This is a genomic window from uncultured Microbacterium sp. (assembly GCF_964244775.1).
Classification (GTDB): Bacteria; Actinomycetota; Actinomycetes; order Actinomycetales; family Microbacteriaceae; genus Microbacterium.
The window spans coordinates 55,166-70,507 of the sequence record NZ_CAXTJR010000006.1 but is presented as its reverse complement, the minus strand read 5'-3'; the positions used below and the strand labels follow the sequence as shown (position 1 = coordinate 70,507).

13 protein-coding genes are annotated in these 15,342 nt (G+C 62.1%); 6 read left to right on the top strand and 7 right to left on the bottom strand.

Going from position 1 to position 15,342, the window contains the following annotated elements:
* Positions 1-46 precede the first annotated feature (46 nt).
* Together ACFE6Z_RS11605 and ACFE6Z_RS11600 are read left to right on the top strand one after the other, a co-directional pair.
* Complete coding sequence (locus ACFE6Z_RS11605; RefSeq protein WP_375385846.1) at positions 47-1,672, top strand: sugar transferase; 1,626 nt, start codon at positions 47-49, stop codon at positions 1,670-1,672.
* 62 nt (positions 1,673-1,734) lie between these two features.
* A complete protein-coding gene (locus ACFE6Z_RS11600; RefSeq protein WP_375385845.1) occupies positions 1,735-2,967 on the top strand; it encodes a glycosyltransferase family 4 protein in 1,233 nt (410 codons plus the stop codon).
* A gap of 140 nt (positions 2,968-3,107) precedes the next feature.
* On the opposite strand, the gene ACFE6Z_RS11595 is transcribed toward ACFE6Z_RS11600, so the two are convergent.
* The 6 genes from ACFE6Z_RS11595 to ACFE6Z_RS11570 form a co-directional block, all read right to left on the bottom strand.
* Complete coding sequence (locus ACFE6Z_RS11595) at positions 3,108-4,583, bottom strand: lipopolysaccharide biosynthesis protein (protein WP_375385844.1); 1,476 nt, start codon at positions 4,581-4,583, stop codon at positions 3,108-3,110.
* 48 nt (positions 4,584-4,631) lie between these two features.
* A complete protein-coding gene (locus ACFE6Z_RS11590; protein WP_375385843.1) occupies positions 4,632-5,480 on the bottom strand; it encodes a hypothetical protein in 849 nt (282 codons plus the stop codon).
* Positions 5,477-6,655 (bottom strand): polysaccharide pyruvyl transferase family protein, encoded by a 1,179-nt coding sequence (locus tag ACFE6Z_RS11585; protein WP_375385842.1) that lies wholly within the window; start codon positions 6,653-6,655, stop codon positions 5,477-5,479. Before ACFE6Z_RS11585 ends, ACFE6Z_RS11590 begins: the two co-directional genes overlap by 4 nt.
* Positions 6,606-7,274: a polysaccharide pyruvyl transferase family protein gene (locus tag ACFE6Z_RS11580; protein ID WP_375385841.1), complete on the bottom strand. Its 669-nt coding sequence runs from the start codon at positions 7,272-7,274 to the stop codon at positions 6,606-6,608. Before ACFE6Z_RS11580 ends, ACFE6Z_RS11585 begins: the two co-directional genes overlap by 50 nt.
* Before the next feature lie 116 nt (positions 7,275-7,390).
* A complete protein-coding gene (locus ACFE6Z_RS11575) occupies positions 7,391-8,722 on the bottom strand; it encodes a hypothetical protein (protein WP_375385840.1) in 1,332 nt (443 codons plus the stop codon).
* Complete coding sequence (locus ACFE6Z_RS11570; RefSeq protein WP_375385839.1) at positions 8,719-9,768, bottom strand: hypothetical protein; 1,050 nt, start codon at positions 9,766-9,768, stop codon at positions 8,719-8,721. The genes ACFE6Z_RS11575 and ACFE6Z_RS11570 overlap by 4 nt, the downstream gene beginning before the upstream one ends.
* Positions 9,769-10,236: 468 nt before the next feature.
* Between ACFE6Z_RS11570 and ACFE6Z_RS11565 the strand changes: the two genes are divergently transcribed.
* The 4 genes from ACFE6Z_RS11565 (at position 10,237) to ACFE6Z_RS11550 (ending at position 14,333) form a co-directional block, all read left to right on the top strand.
* Positions 10,237-11,076 carry a glycosyltransferase family 4 protein gene (locus ACFE6Z_RS11565; protein WP_375385838.1) on the top strand — a complete coding sequence of 280 codons (840 nt, stop codon included), beginning with the start codon at positions 10,237-10,239 and terminating at the stop codon, positions 11,074-11,076.
* On the top strand, positions 11,073-12,086 hold the full coding sequence (locus ACFE6Z_RS11560) for a glycosyltransferase (protein WP_375385837.1): 1,014 nt from the start codon (positions 11,073-11,075) through the stop codon (positions 12,084-12,086). The genes ACFE6Z_RS11565 and ACFE6Z_RS11560 overlap by 4 nt, the downstream gene beginning before the upstream one ends.
* A gap of 238 nt (positions 12,087-12,324) precedes the next feature.
* A complete protein-coding gene (gmd, locus tag ACFE6Z_RS11555; RefSeq protein ID WP_375385836.1) occupies positions 12,325-13,356 on the top strand; it encodes a GDP-mannose 4,6-dehydratase in 1,032 nt (343 codons plus the stop codon).
* Positions 13,353-14,333: a GDP-L-fucose synthase family protein gene (locus ACFE6Z_RS11550; protein WP_375385835.1), complete on the top strand. Its 981-nt coding sequence runs from the start codon at positions 13,353-13,355 to the stop codon at positions 14,331-14,333. The genes gmd and ACFE6Z_RS11550 overlap by 4 nt, the downstream gene beginning before the upstream one ends.
* 280 nt (positions 14,334-14,613) lie before the next feature.
* On the opposite strand, the gene ACFE6Z_RS11545 is transcribed toward ACFE6Z_RS11550, so the two are convergent.
* Positions 14,614-15,276 (bottom strand): GTP pyrophosphokinase family protein, encoded by a 663-nt coding sequence (locus ACFE6Z_RS11545; RefSeq protein WP_375385920.1) that lies wholly within the window; start codon positions 15,274-15,276, stop codon positions 14,614-14,616.
* Between the last annotated feature and the right edge of the window lie 66 nt (positions 15,277-15,342).

The window sequence follows — 15,342 nt, the reverse complement described above, 5'->3', positions numbered from 1 at the left end:
GCGTGCGAGCGGGGAAGGGATTGGGCGTCGAAGGAGAGGAGACAGGGTGACGCCGGATCTTCAGGTTGACGCGACATCGGAGTCGCCGCGTACCGATGAAACACTTACGAACGCGACGGACGATCTCGCACACACTGCGAAGATCCACACCGACGCGTCTCCTTCGAGCACTCCCACTCCCACGCTCACGACCGATACCGGATCCCTCCGCGTCGCTGACCGGCCGGCGACAGCCGAGCCACGCTGGCGCCGCCGCTACGGAACCCTTCTCTGGATCACCGACCTGCTCGCCCTGATCTGGGTCGTCTACGGCACGCAGATCATCTGGTTCGGCACAGGCAATGCGCAGGTCGCGATGCGCGACGATAGCCGCTTCAACGAATTCTCGTACTGGGTCTTCTCGGCCGTCTTAGTAGTGCTGTGGATGTGGGCGTTGTCCTTCGCGGATTCTCGTAGCCACCGTGTGATCGGCGCCGGCCTCGCCGAATACACGCGCATTGTGAACGCGAGCTTCCGCCTGTTCGGCTTGGTGGCGATCGCGGCGTTCTTGCTTCGTGTCGACCTCGCGCGCGGTTTCCTCTTCATCAGCCTTCCGCTTGGAGTCCTGGTACTACTCCTTGAACGGTGGCTTTGGCGTCAGTGGCTTCTGGTGCAGCGCGTGCAGGGAAAGTACGTGGCGAGAGTTCTCCTCGTGGGGTCGCGCACGTCTGTCGCGCAGATCGCCCGCGAGCTGCGCCGCGTGCCGGGTGCCGGTTATCACGTCGTGGGGGCATGCGTCCCCTCCGGCAAGATCGCGGAGACGATCGAGGGCACAAACATTCCCATCATGGGAAGCGTGGATGCTGTGCAGAGGGCCATGCAGGCGACGCGAGCCGACACTGTTGCGGTCACCAGCACTGACGACCTGCCACCCGACAAAGTCAAAGAGATCTCGTGGGGACTCGAGGCCGGCAAGCAGCACCTGGTCCTCGCTCCGAGCATCACGGACATTGCTGGCCCGCGACTTCACACGAGGCCCGTTGCCGGTCTGCCGCTGATACACGTTGAAACTCCCCGATTCACGAACGGCCAGCGGTTCACCAAACGTTCGTTCGACCTGATCGTCACATCGGTCATCACGCTCCTCCTCTCACCGGTGCTTCTCATCGTCGCGGCTGCCGTCAAGCTCACGAGCAATGGACCCCTCCTTTACAAGCAAGAACGTGTGGGGATCAACGGGGCTCCGTTCCACATGCTCAAGTTCCGGTCAATGCGTGTAGGTGCTGACAAAGAACTCGCCGCTCTCCTCGCAGCGCAGGGAACCGGTGAAACCCCCCTCTTCAAGGTAAAGAACGATCCCCGGATCACCCCCATCGGCAAGGTGATCCGCAAGTACTCGCTCGACGAGCTGCCACAGCTGTTCAACGTCCTTGGCGGCTCGATGAGCCTAGTCGGCCCACGACCCCAGATCGCGGCCGAGGTGGCTCTCTACACGAGCGCAGCACGACGGAGACTGCTCGCCCGGCCGGGCATCACAGGTCTGTGGCAGGTAAGCGGTCGCAGCACGCTGGATTGGGAGCAGACCGTGCGTCTCGACCTGTACTACGTCGAGAACTGGACCTTGATAGGCGATGTCGCGATCTTGGTCAAGACCGCAAAGGCAGTTCTCCTACCGGGCGCGAGCGCTCACTAGCTATTTCCACTGACACCCCGCGACCGATCTCGCGACCACCACGCACGAAAGCACCCCTAAGTATGCGAATAGCTGTGGTTTCGCTCCACTACGCCCCGGAGCCAACCGGGAATGCCCCTTACGTGGCTGACCTTGTCAGTGGGCTGACATCCGCGGGACATGAGGTGACTGTGATCACTTCCCACCCGTTTTACCCCGGCTGGCAGCGATACAAAGAGTACGGTCCGGGGCGCACCACGACCAATAGCTCGGGCGTCGACGTGATTCGGCTCCGGCATTACATCCCAGCCCGCCCAACCGCATTGAAGCGACTGATCTCCGAACTGACCGGAGGCGCTGCAGCATTTGCGGAGGGCGTTCATGACGCTGATGTCGCCATCTTCGTGTCGCCCGCCTTGTTTCACGCGGCTCTCGCCTCACGGCGAATAGCGTGGCGCTCTAGACGCTCTCGCCCACCATGGGTGGTCTGGGTTCAGGACCTCTACACGCTGGGAGTGAGGGAGACTGGCACAGCGGGTGGTCGGGCAGCCGATGTGATATCGCGCGTCGAATCGTCGATGCTCCGCGGTGCCGATCGGGTCGTGTCCATCCATGAACGCTTCACCCGTTTCGTGATCGACAGCTTGGGTGTGAGCGAGGCGAGTGTGGCCACCATTCGAAATTGGTCCCACATTCAGGCTTCTGCAGGCGAGCCCGCCGACCGTAAAGCGCTTGGCTGGCGGCACGACGAGTACGTTGTATTGCACGCCGGAAATCAAGGGCTAAAACAGGGCCTCACGAATGTCGTAGAAGCCGCAAAGATCGCAGAGCAACGAAAACTGCCTATCCGGTTCGTGCTACTCGGCGATGGGAATCAACGCGAGACCCTCGAGAAAATGGGGCGAGGTGTGTCGACGATCCAGTTTATGGACCCACTCCCCGATGAACTGTTCTTCAGCACCCTGACTGCCGCGGACGCCCTACTGGTCAACGAACTACCCGACGTAAGAGAGATGTCGGTCCCGAGCAAACTCACGAGCTATTTCGCAACCGGCCTACCGGTGATCGCATCTACGAACCGCGACAGCGTTACCGCCGAGGAGATCGGGCGTTCGGGCGGAGGAACCGTCGTCGACAGCGGAAACCCTGACGAACTAGTTCGACGGATCGTGGAGCTTCAGGGTGATCCAGACCGCGGCGCAGCTCTCGGTGCGGCTGGTTTGCGCTATCGGCAAGAGCAGCTTGGTCGAGACGCAGCGATCACCAAATTTCTTGCGTTGCTAGACGGGATGAGATCAGCGCGACCACTCCACTGACCGCTACAATCCGAGCAGCGGAGAACAGCCACCGCAGCGCGACGCGGCGCTCTGCAACACACTCACGCCAGAATCAGGCCCTCGCACGCCCCCCCCCACACTCAAACGGCTCGCCTTACGGAGCAGACGAAAGAGCGCGGCTAGCGGCGACGAATACGTGCGGTGAGGTCAGTCCAGACGGCCCGCAGCACAGTGCGATTCTCATCTCCGGCGAGAAGCCACAGGAGAGCACAGTAAGCGACCAGCGCGAGGACGGCGACAGGGCAGGCAAACGTCCAGAAGGGCGCGGGCGCAGTCGCCCACGGAGTGAACTGAAGGCCGATGATGACGGCGAACGGCACGATTGAAGCCACGACGCACCTCGTCAACTGCGAGACGTACTTTCCGATGTCCACACCGGCTGCGCGTTTGAGGACGACGAGCCGCACAGGCCAAATGACGAACCGCGCAAGTCGTGAGAACGCAATGCCCAGCACGCCGAAAGGGGCCAGCAAGAACACAAGCACAGTGCCGACCACATTCTGAATAATGGCAAGCAGAAGTGCGGACCCGGCGTGAGATGTCGCGAGCAACACGTTTCGGTCGAAGTACATCACCGCTCCCAGCGCCCAGCCCGGCGCGAGGATCCAAATGATGGGGACAGCATCTGTCCATTGTGGCCCGAACAGGAAGGCGACGAGTTGCGGGGCGAGCGTTGCTACGAGGCCAAAAATCGCGATGCTCGCAGCTGCTGCGACGAAAGTCAGCTGCCGGAAGATGCGATTAAGACGTACAGAATCATCCTGCACGCGGGAGAATGTCGTGAAAGACACCCTGGACAAGACGGAGGTCACGAGTTCTATCAGAATTGTGCCGACGCGCTGAGCGATGAAGTAATAGCCAAGTTCTTGAGGCGAGAACAGTGCCCCGATGACGATCTTGTCGATGTTGGCTTGTATAGCGTCAAGGAGGTCGATCGCAAGAATCGAGCCGCCAACGCGCCACAGCGAGCGGAGCGAAACGAACGAGTACTCGAATCGTGGTCGCCACGGCGTGGAAGACCAAAGCGCGATCACGGCTGCGAGCGCAGTGACGATTGTCTGCGCCACGAGTGCCCAGATGCCACCGCCCACCAGAGCCAGCGGGATTGCTACTGCGGCGCCGCACACGGTCCCGATGAATTGCCTGATCGAGAGCGGCTTAAATTCCAGTTCGCGTTCGAGGAGCGCCGCAGGAACCTGCGAGAGGGCGCTCAGCGGAAACAGAACGCTCATCGCCTGGAGGACTGGCGCGAGTTGTGGTTCCCCGAACGCGCTCGAGAGCGGGCCAGCGGTCAGTGCCAGTCCGGTTCCGAGAAGCACACTGACGCCGAATGACGTCCAAAATGCCGTAGACGCATCTTTCGGGTCGAGTGTGCGCTTCTGAATAAGTGTCTTGCTCAGTCCCGAATCGACGAAGACCTGGAGCACGGCGAAAATCGAAGTCGCCAGCGAAATCACTCCGAATTCCGACGGGGTGAGAAGGCGGGTCAGGACTGCCAGCACGAGAACGGTTACAAGTCGCGACGACCACCGTTCGGCCACAACCCATCCGACCGATCGAGTGGCCCGCCGACGGAGACCGTCGTCGTCGCTCATAGCGGTGTCACCCGCCGATCAAGACGCGTGCTCGGCGGCGCGAGCTCGTCACCTTCGGATAGCCCTTCTCGCAACAGCCTTCGATGTCTCTGAGATCGGTCTTGGCCCGAATGAGCTCCAGGCACGTCTGACCAAGCTTCGGCTGTCGCGGATGCCGAATTCACGCAGTAGCGCTCTGGTGGCTGGGAACGCGATTCCGGTCATCGACTTTCCTGAGTGGTTTTCGCCGGTATCGACATGGTAAACGGCGCCCCTGAAAGGCAAAACTTGGAGGTTGCGTCCGTGCGCTTCATGCCATTCTACCGCGTCCCGGTGGGCACCCATTATGTTGAAGAGGAGTTCTCCGTAGGCAGCAGCAATCGTCTGCTGGTCTGCTCCAACGCCGACATCGGAAGGGACTGAATAGGCATCGAACGGGAGAATAAAGGACGTTCCACATGTGCGATTGAATCGAGGAATCATACGGAAGACGCCGCGGGAGCCTGAATACATCCAGCCCTTCTCGATCACCCATCCCTGACAATCCGCATGGTCCTTGACGAAACCGGATAGTCGCCGGCTCACGAAGTCATCAGCATCGAAAATCATGACGAAGTCCGGGGAGTAGCTCCGTGCCGCGATGAGCCCGACACCGATCTTCGTGCCCTTGTCCCACACGAATGGCGCCCGTGCGGTGCGCGGTCCAGTCGGTGGCGCGGGCGCGGGAAAGTCCACCGGAACGAACACTGTTCGCTCCGGAAGAGGGAAGCTCGGGGCTCGATTGCCCACCACTATGACCACGAAATCCTGATCAACCTGCCCGGCGACTGAGCGCAGAGTGTCTTCGAGCAAGTTCTCGACCCTGCTGTACGAAGCCGAATTGTCCGGATGACGAATGGATGTGATGAACGCGATCATTTCCGTGCCACCAACTCACGCGCCAAGCTCTGCGCTTCAGCCAGGCTTCTTGCGTAGTGAGCGGTGGAGAAGCCGCCAGTGTAGTCGCGATAAATGCCGCTCACCTTCCCGTAGCTGTTGTCCAAGGCGACGTGGGGCACGCCCAGAAGGGCGGAGAGCACATGGGCGTGCAGTCGGTCCGTGACGACGGCTCGGGCGGAGCCATAAAGCTTTACCGCACCTGCGACATTGACTCGGTTGACGTTGTCAAGTGCCCAACCGCCGACCCGGTCCGGCATCCCTGCGGGCAAAGCGGGTACTCGCCGACGAATCTTGACGTACGTCCTACAGGTGAGGGATCCCCCGCGAGCGAGGCGCCATTGCACCGCCCTCGCACCCCGCGGGTACCAGTCCGTCACATGTAGGGGCGTTCCGTCGAGCCATAGAGGTCCGATCTCCGCGAGACCGGACGACGCCTCCATGTCTTCGCGCGCAATGACCACGACATCCGCCTTGTTTGCCGAGGAGAACGGGCGTTGGGGTGGATCCCACCCCAACGCCATATCAGCACAGAACCCAACGTCGAGCGAGGGCAGCTGCTTCTGCGCGCGTTCCATGGAGAGGCTGTCACGGAGGAGGATGTGCAGGTCAGGGTGAGCGCCCATGACCTTATCCGCGGCGGCGGCGCGCGCGTCGTCTTTGAAGTAGATCGACTGGGGAAGCTGGACGATCCGGTAGTCCGGCAGGTCGCGGATAACCTGTTCTCTGATCAGCTGGTGCCCGATCCAGAGATCACCGAAGTTGCCTCCGCCGTGCAGTAGGACGACTCCGCCTTCAGGGAGCGCCTTACGGAGCGCCCTCGGGTCGTACGACCACAGATCGGCCACGTACCTTATGCGCAAGCCGATCCGTGCGAGGAAGGCTAGCTCGCCGGCCCAGATGAGAGAGTCTCCGACGTTCCGTTGATTCGGAGCGTCAACGATTGCTACTTCGCGCGATGTTCCGATAGCGACCTTGAGCGCGTCTACGACGGAGGTTCTCAGACCGTCTAGGTATTCGATGTCAGCGGAAAGGATGGGGGCTCCTTCTGAGGGCGTTGCAGTGAACGTGTTGCGAGGTTCAGCCGGGGGAGATGTGGTGGGCACTTTAGCGCTGCCAGAGATCGCGGGGGAACGACTCGATGAGGGTTGCTGCATCCCACTCAAGCGGAGGTGCTGTGTGATCCGGAGCGTTCGCGGGCGTCTCGCTCACGTACGGCAGGCTTCTGCCCGTGCCCTCGAAGTAGTCTTCGTACTTGAGCAGATCCTCCTCGCCGGGTTTGACGAAGGAGACGGGCACGCCGAGCGCGTCGGCGATCACGATCCCGTGGAGCGACGACGTCACCACATGGGCGCTCTCGGCAATACGACGGATGATCCGCACGTAATCTCCGCGAGGGTCGAGGAATCCGGGTTGGGAGCGCCAATGTCGCGCGTCGTGAAGGTTTGGAAGGGAAGTCAACTCGAGAGCGGGCTGATGCGCGCGGCTGATCCCGAGGACCGCAGGGGCGAGCAATCCGGGGTCCCCGAAGACATCAGGCACGCGGATCCCGAGTCCCCTGAGCAATTTCGCAGTGATCGGTCCTCGCACCGCACGCACATCGAGTCTTCGCGCGGAGATTTGTTCGCGGGGCACCTTGCCGTTCACACCCGTGCCCCAGATGACATCGCCGTCGCGCGCGAAATGCATGATCGACCCGACGGCGAGCAGGCGCGCGGGCTCGGTCGCGGCCGGGAGTCCGGCCGCGAGAAGGCCGGCTAGAGCGGGACCCAACATGTCTCCGAAGTTTTTGACTCGGCCGACCGGGGGCAGAAGTCGTCCGAGTCTGCCACGCGTGAGTCTGCGGGGCGGGTCCCAGTGCACAAGTTCGACACCTTTGATATCCAACGAGTTCATTCGAGGCTCTGCGCGACTCGAGCCCGCGACTGGGGCATTTTTATGAGAGGTGGGACGCGCGTCGCGACGTGTCTGGAGTCATGCGCCGCCATCGCCATCAAGATGAAGATGAAGGACGGCACGATCACGTGACTTGTAAGCCCATCTGTCGGGATTAGCAGCGCGATTCCAAAACCGAGCTTCACGGCAAATGGCGCCCCTGACATCACCAGTATTGACGTGACCAGCACGAGCCAGACCCCGCCACCCACAATCCCGTACTCGAACAGGAGCTTGGCGATCGTAGGCGTGGTGACCTCCGTCTGCCAGCTGCCGGCCGTAAGAAGATCAGCGAGATCGCGTGCCGTTCCGGGACCGTATCCGAACCAGATCGGACCGTCGACCCACACCCCTAACAACTCCTCATACGGTCTCGTCAGTCGCGCGTCATTGCTCCCTCTGAGAAAGAAGAGTCGATTGATGAACGCTTGCGCGACCGGGACGACCGAGACCAGGCAGTAGACACCGACCGACACCACGACGGCAATGAGAACAGTCCGGCCCGAGCGGAGCATGGCAAGCACGATCGCCGGGATTACGAGCACTCCAGAGATCGCGACAGATGTGAACAGACCAGCGATGAGTGCCGTCACCGCCCAGCCCCGCACGCCTGGCGGCAGCTTGACCATGCCTGCCGCTATCGCGAGCAACGCGAGGGCCGAAAAGAGCGACAAGAACGACGGCTCCAGGAAGAGGGCACCGTTCGCCTTCATCCAGCTTGCGCCGTAGTCGACCGACTGCGCGGACTTGTACCCCGGGATGAGAAGGGCAGCGGGCAACAACGCGATCGGATCGAAGAAGTTGCCAGTCACCAGTGACCACCCGGACTGAACCGCTCCTAATGCACCGCCGAGAGCAGTTGCTGCGACCATGCCCAGGGCAAAGGAGTTCGGAATAGCGCCGGACCCCGCCGTGCTTGGGGCTTCAACGACAATTGCGGGGATCCAGAGAAGAAGCGCGAACGCGAGACTGGAGACCATGCTGGTACTGCCGTCGTTCGCGATGATGGTTGCGAAGCCGGCCGCGGCGAATAGGAGCATCATCACGGTCCGCGTCGGCGAGATCCTCGCTTGACGACGCGACAGCATGACCACAACGAACACGAGGACGATGACCGCAGAGACAGGAATCGAGAAGGCGCCCACCGGAATCCCGAGCCGCTGAAGCGCGATGACTAGCACACCAAGCGCAACCACCGATCTGATCGACCCGACCGACTGGACGGGCGCGCTGGTCGCAACGGGCGGTCGACGTGCAGCGAGGGTCGCTCTGGCGTTGGATGTGCTCATTCTTGTAGCCCACCGCCGTCGCCTATGCTCGCGGCAAGGCGCGGGTAGTTCGAAGCGTCTGGCACAAGTTCGAGCCGAAGGAGATTGGAAAGTTGCTCCACCAGGTTCGTCCCATAGGCGAAAACCCAAGGACCTGGCTCAACGAGCCCCATCGACCGCTGATGAATAATGACGGGCCGCCGTGCAGCGACTGCCTCGACAAGCTTATTTGGCACGCCGCTCCCGCCCTGGTTGGTGATGAATACAGCAGTGTTTCCGACATATAGCTCGCTGAGTGACGGGGCCCAGCCGCGAACGATCACCCCATCGGCTTCCACGTCGGGAAGGCCCAGACCGAACAACTCCAGCACGACCCCGGGGTTCTCTGCACGAACACTCTCCCATCCCTCGCGCAGCTCCTCGAAGCCGGAGAGGTTATGAAACGACCGCAAGTCGACTCCAGCCACGATTCTGTTCACCCTGCCGCGAACGACTTCAGGAATGTTTCGTAGTGTCTGTGGCAGGGTCGGAGGGATGACTTGAACGGCGCGGCGGAAGGATATGCCAGCGGCCCGGTCGGCGTCGGCGTCGCGGGCCGAGATGTAGGATACCGCCATCCGACGGGGCGCTATCCGCTGCAGGGCGGCCCCCGCACGTGGCATGAACGCCCGCGCGGGCGCGCCCGCTTCCTCACGGGCGGCTAGCTGCAATACCCAGCTGTCGCATGCGTCGTAGATCACGGTGCGGGCGAAGAGTGCGGCGATCGCCGCTGCCACGAGCAAGTGGACCTCACCCAGACCGAGAAAGTAGAGCGTATCCCCCCTCCTGGTGCGACGGATGACCCCGGGAAGCCGGAAGAGAACGCCGAGGAATCTCCTGAGCAGGCCCGCGTCGCGGACGGTCTCAGGCAGCAACGGGAGGGACTCTGATACCTGATCTCGATCCGCCAGCCAGGCAACAATATGGGCGTGCCTGCGGGCTTTCCCTGGAGCCTGCGCGGACGGAGAAGTCTCAACCACAAGGAATACCTTCGGACTCGCCGCCGGTGCTCTGATGTCGTCGCCCACACTGCCTCCGTCGTGTCAAACCGTGCGGAGGTCACCATACCGGGCCCTTTGGTCGAATTGATTTCAGGAACCTCAAGATCCGATCCTGGCAAGAAAGATCGTCTGGATCCAGGACGATCGCGCAGCGCGAGAAACGAACGTGTTACATCCACCCTCTACTCTGGCGACGGAGGCCTGCGACCTGGCATTCCGCACATGTGAGCCGTGGAGGACGTCGTGAGCTCCGAAAGAACGCTAGTCAGGGCGACCTTCTTGTCAAGCGCCGTCGATGCGTGGGGAGCCGAGGAGAGTCTCCTTACGCTCGCTCGATACTTGCCGGACTTCGGGGTGATACCCACGCTGTGGACTCGAAATTCCAACCTGGTGACACGATGGGTGAGCGAGGTCGGCTCCCCCGCTCGATTGATGCCGCCGGCGGAAGGTGGCCGGATCGCGGACGCATTGTGGTGGGCGCGTCACGCTGACAACGTGGATCCCACAGCCGCGCGACCCGAGGTAAAAGTTGTTTTCAGCATCGATCTGGCACCGCTCGCCGCCTTAGGCATGTTCGGACGCAGGCGGCCGGCGACCGTGCTTGATCTCCACGACTTCCTCCCGACCCGAGCAGGGAGATTCAAACTCAAAGTCGCGGCTTCCGCTTTCGACGGCGTGATCGCGATCAGTGCGTTCGCGGCGTCCCAGTTGCAGCCTCGTGCCAGCACTGTCGTTCTCGGCCGTCCGATAGCGGACTCTGGTTCGACCGGGTCCCGCCGCTCTCCAGAGCCAGACCGCGTTCGTGTCGGCATCGTTGGCCGAATCGACCCGGATAAGAATCTCGAATTGGCGCTCCGCGCGGTAGCCAGACTTCCCGAATCAGTACGACTCATCATCAAAGGCACGGCAAGCTCCGCTGGCACAGCGTACGAGCGTGACTTCAAGAGCCTCGCGGAAACGACTTTGGGTGACCGAGTCATTTTCACCGGGCGAGTGAACAACAGCACTGCCATGGACGGCATCGACGCGTTGCTTGTTACGAACGGGCGCGAAGCGCTGGGAAGAACAATCCTCGAAGCTCAACTCAAGGGTGTCCCAGTGGCAGTCCCGTCTGTCGGTGGAGCTTCCGAACTCGTGGTTGACGCGCAGACGGGGTACGTCTTCGATCCCGCAGACGACCGAGCCGCCGCTCACGCTATCCAGAGCGCGTTGACCGCCGACGTCGAACTGATCGAGCGTTCTCGACACGCGGCAGTTCGTCGAACGGATCCGCGCGAGTACGCCAAGCAGTACGCGAAGTACTTGCGAGATATCGCGCGGAAGCGTCCCCAATGACAGACCAAAGAGTGCGGGTTCTCTTCTCCTTTCGCACCCCTTCGTCAGAGTCGAATCCCTACGTTCAGTTGCTCTCGCGTGCCTTACGCGAGCGCGCGGTCCTCCTGTACTTCGGATGGAAGACCGCATTCTTCGGGAGCTACGACGTATTCCATGTGCATTGGCCAGAAACGTTGGTTCGAGGACGGAGCAAGTGGCGACGATTCGTCTCCTCAGTCCTGCTCGCTGCGTTGGTGTGTCGATTGCGTCTTGCTCGCGTGACCATCGTTCGCACCCTGCACAACGTCTCTCCCCACGAATCCGGGTCGCGTCTCGAGTCGGGAGTGCTGCACCTTCTCGATCGCGCAACCACACGATGGATCGTGTTGAACCAAGATGAGACGGTTGATGCTCTCGGCATCCCGGCCTATCGGATCACAGCAATCCCGCACGGGCACTTCATCGACTGGTATAGGCCCTGGCGGGATGGAGATAACGTTGCGCTGAGTGGATCGCTGCTCCTCTTCGGGCACGTGCGACCCTACAAAGGGGTGGAAAGGTTGATTGAGGCCTTCGAAGAGATCGCAACCGACTCGTCGATCACCTTGAGCATTGCGGGCGCATCCCACGACGAAGCGCTACGAACTCAGATTGCGGACGCTCAGTCGCGGATTCCGGGTCTGCACGCCGAGCTGCGGTTCCTGGGGGACCCCGAGCTCACGGAGCTGATCGAACGAGCGCAACTCGTCGTCCTCCCCTATGAGCGGATGCTGAATTCCGGAGCCGTCCTCACCGCGTTGTCGCTCGACACGCCCGTTCTCGTTCCGCGGAATCAGACCAACGAGAAGCTCGCAAGGGAGGTCGGCCCGTCATGGGTTCAGATGTACGAGGGCGCCCTCACGGGGGCGGATCTGCTGCATGCCATCGAAGCGACAGACCAAAGATTCATGCGGGGTGCACCCGACCTGCGCGCACGAGACTGGGAGCTCGCTGCCGATCAGCACCTTTCGGCCTATGGTGTCCTTGACTGAAACGTGGTGCGGGCGCATGCACCCATCAGAGTTCAATCAACGTTGCCCCCACCGTCGGAACGGTCTGCGTAACCGGCGCACGGTGCTGGACGAAACATTCGCGATCGATCGATTCGCTACTATGCTCCAACGGCTCATCGATGGGGATGTTCAGACTTTGCGAAGTTAGCCACCTATTTTCTCTTCTCCAAATGAATACGCACCACCCTCCCCACCCCCATCGTTCGGAGCTCCCCACATGCCGAAACGCGCCCTCATCACCGGAATTACCGGACAGGACGGTTCGTATCTCGCCGAACTGCTGCTCGCGAAGGGCTACGAGGTGCATGGCCTCATCCGCCGTGCCTCGACCTTCAACACCAGCCGGATCGATCACCTCTACGTCGACCCTCACGATCCCGAAGCGAGGCTCTTCTTGCACTATGGGGATCTGAGCGATGGCGCGCGCCTTGTCACGCTCATGGCGGAGATCAACCCTGACGAGGTGTACAATCTCGCAGCCCAATCGCACGTGCGCGTGTCGTTCGATGAACCTGAGCACACCGCCGACACAACGGGCACCGGCAGCATCCGTCTGCTCGAAGCAGTCCGGCTGTCTGGCGTTCACACCCGTTACTACCAGGCCTCGTCATCGGAACTGTACGGCGCTACACCGCCGCCGCAGAGCGAGACCACCCCGTTCTACCCGCGCTCGCCGTACGCCGCAGCCAAGCTCTACAGCTACTGGATCACCAAGAACTACCGCGAGGCGTACGACATGTTCGCGGTGAACGGCATCCTGTTCAACCACGAGTCGCCGCGACGCGGCGAGACCTTTGTGACGCGCAAGATCACTCGTGCCGTCGCCGCGATCAAGGCGGGCAAACAGGACTTCGTCTACATGGGAAACCTCGATTCGATCCGCGACTGGGGCTACGCCGCCGAGTACGTCGAGGGCATGTGGCGCATGCTGCAGGCCGACACCCCGGACGACTACGTTCTGGCCACGGGAGTCGGCATCACTGTGCGTGAGTTCCTCGAGATCTCATTCAGTCACGCCGGCCTCGATTGGGAAAAGCACGTCCGGTTCGATGAGCGGTACCTGCGACCCACCGAAGTCGACGCGCTCGTCGGAGACCCGTCGAAGGCTCGCGATGAGCTCGGCTGGGTGCCGACCGTTGATGGTCGGCAGCTCGCCAAGCTCATGGTCGATGCCGACATCGAGGCCCTCGACTATGCCGGTCGACCCTGGATCGACAAGGTGGCTCTGAGTGGCTGGGCGGCGGCGTGACCGCCGCCGACGGAGTCGAATACACCCCCGGAGAGCTCGATCGCGACGCGACGTTCTATGTCGCCGGACACCGGGGGCTCGTGGGGTCGGCCATCTGGCGCAAGCTCGAGGCATCGGGCTTCGACCGGCTCGTCGGCAAGCCTTCTTCCGAGCTCGACCTCAAAGATCGCGATGCGGTCTTCGCCTACATGAGTGAGACCAAGCCGAAGTACGTCGTCCTCGCCGCAGCCAAGGTCGGCGGCATCCTCGCCAACAGCACCTATCCCGTTGACTTCCTGAGCGACAACCTCCGCATCCAGGTGAATGTGCTCGACGCCGCGCTCGCGAATAACGTCGAACGGGTGCTCTTCCTCGGGTCGTCGTGCATCTACCCGAAGTACGCCGCGCAGCCGATCCGCGAAGACTCTCTGCTGACCGGACACCTCGAAGAGACCAACGACGCGTACGCGATCGCGAAGATCGCCGGGATCATGCAGACTCAGGCGGTGCGGCGACAGTACGGGCTGCCGTGGATCTCGGCGATGCCGACGAACCTCTACGGCCCGAACGACAACTTTTCGCCCAAGGGCTCGCACGTGTTGCCGGCGCTGATTCGACGGTACGACGAAGCGGCTCATTCGGGCGCGGGGAGTGTGACGAACTGGGGCACAGGCACGCCGCGCCGCGAGTTCCTGCACGCCGACGATATGGCGGATGCCTGCCTGCACCTGCTCGAGCACTACGACGGGCCCGATCAGGTGAACGTCGGCACGGGATCGGACGTCACGATTCGCGAGATCGCCCACACGATCGCCGAGGTGGTGCGCTTCGAAGGTGAGACCGAGTGGGACACGTCGAAACCCGACGGCACGCCGCAGAAGCTGCTGGACGTCTCGAAACTCGCTGATGCGGGCTGGACCTCGAAGATCTCACTCGCCGAAGGAATCGACCGCACCGTCGCGTGGTACCGCGAGCACGTCGGCACGTTGCGGACATAGCTCGCCGAGTGGTGACGTTCGGCGCGGCCCGGCGTATCCCCAGGCGCCGCCTGAGGTGCGAGCCGGATCGTCGCGATCACGGCGGGCGATCATCCGCCCGGTGATGATGCTCACGCCAATGGAGACGACGACCCATAGGCCGACGCCCAGCAAGATCCACCCCAGTGGGTCCATTCAGCAACTCCCCAGCAGCTATGTGGGCACTCTACCTCAGCAGTGTCGAGATTCCGCTGAGACTCCGGGATCGGAGGGAGCCAGCATCCTCGGCTCAACCACTCGATCAGACCGTGATCGTCCGCGAACTCGGCACCCCCGCCGCATGCACCTCGCGGTGCAGCTGCTCCATGCGCGAATCGAGCTCGGCGGCCGTGTCGGCAGCATCCTTCAGGCTGTCCAGCAGATGTGCCGGCACCTGACGATCGAACTTGTAATAGATCTTGTGCTCGAGGCTGGCCCAGAAATCCATCGCGATCGTGCGGAACTGCACCTCGACGGGCACATCCACTCGACCCGTCGAGAGGAAGACCGGCACCTCGACGATCACGTGCAGGCTCTTGTAGCCGTTGGCCTTGGGCTCGGCGATGTAGTCCTTGACCGTCCGCACGGTGATGTCGTCTTGCTGGGTCAGCAGGTCGAACAGCCGGTACGCGTCGGCGACGAAGCTGACGGTGACGCGGATGCCCGCGACATCCGTGATGCTCTCGCGAATCGTGGGGAAGTCGGGGTCGATGCCCTTGCGCTCGACCTTCTCGGCGATGCTGTCGGGCGACTTGACCCTGCTCGAGACGTGTTCGATCGGGTTGTAGTCGTGCATGTGCAGAAACTCGTCGCGCAGGATCGCGATCTTGGTCTCGACCTCTTTGAGCCCGAACTGGTACTCGAGCAGAAACCGCTGGAACTCGTCGCGTATCGCGCGCATCTCTGACAGCGTCGCGGAGAACATCGGTTCAGGTACCGGGAGGGTCACTCCCTCACGGTAGGCAGGCTCGATTGGAGGGTGCTGTGAGGC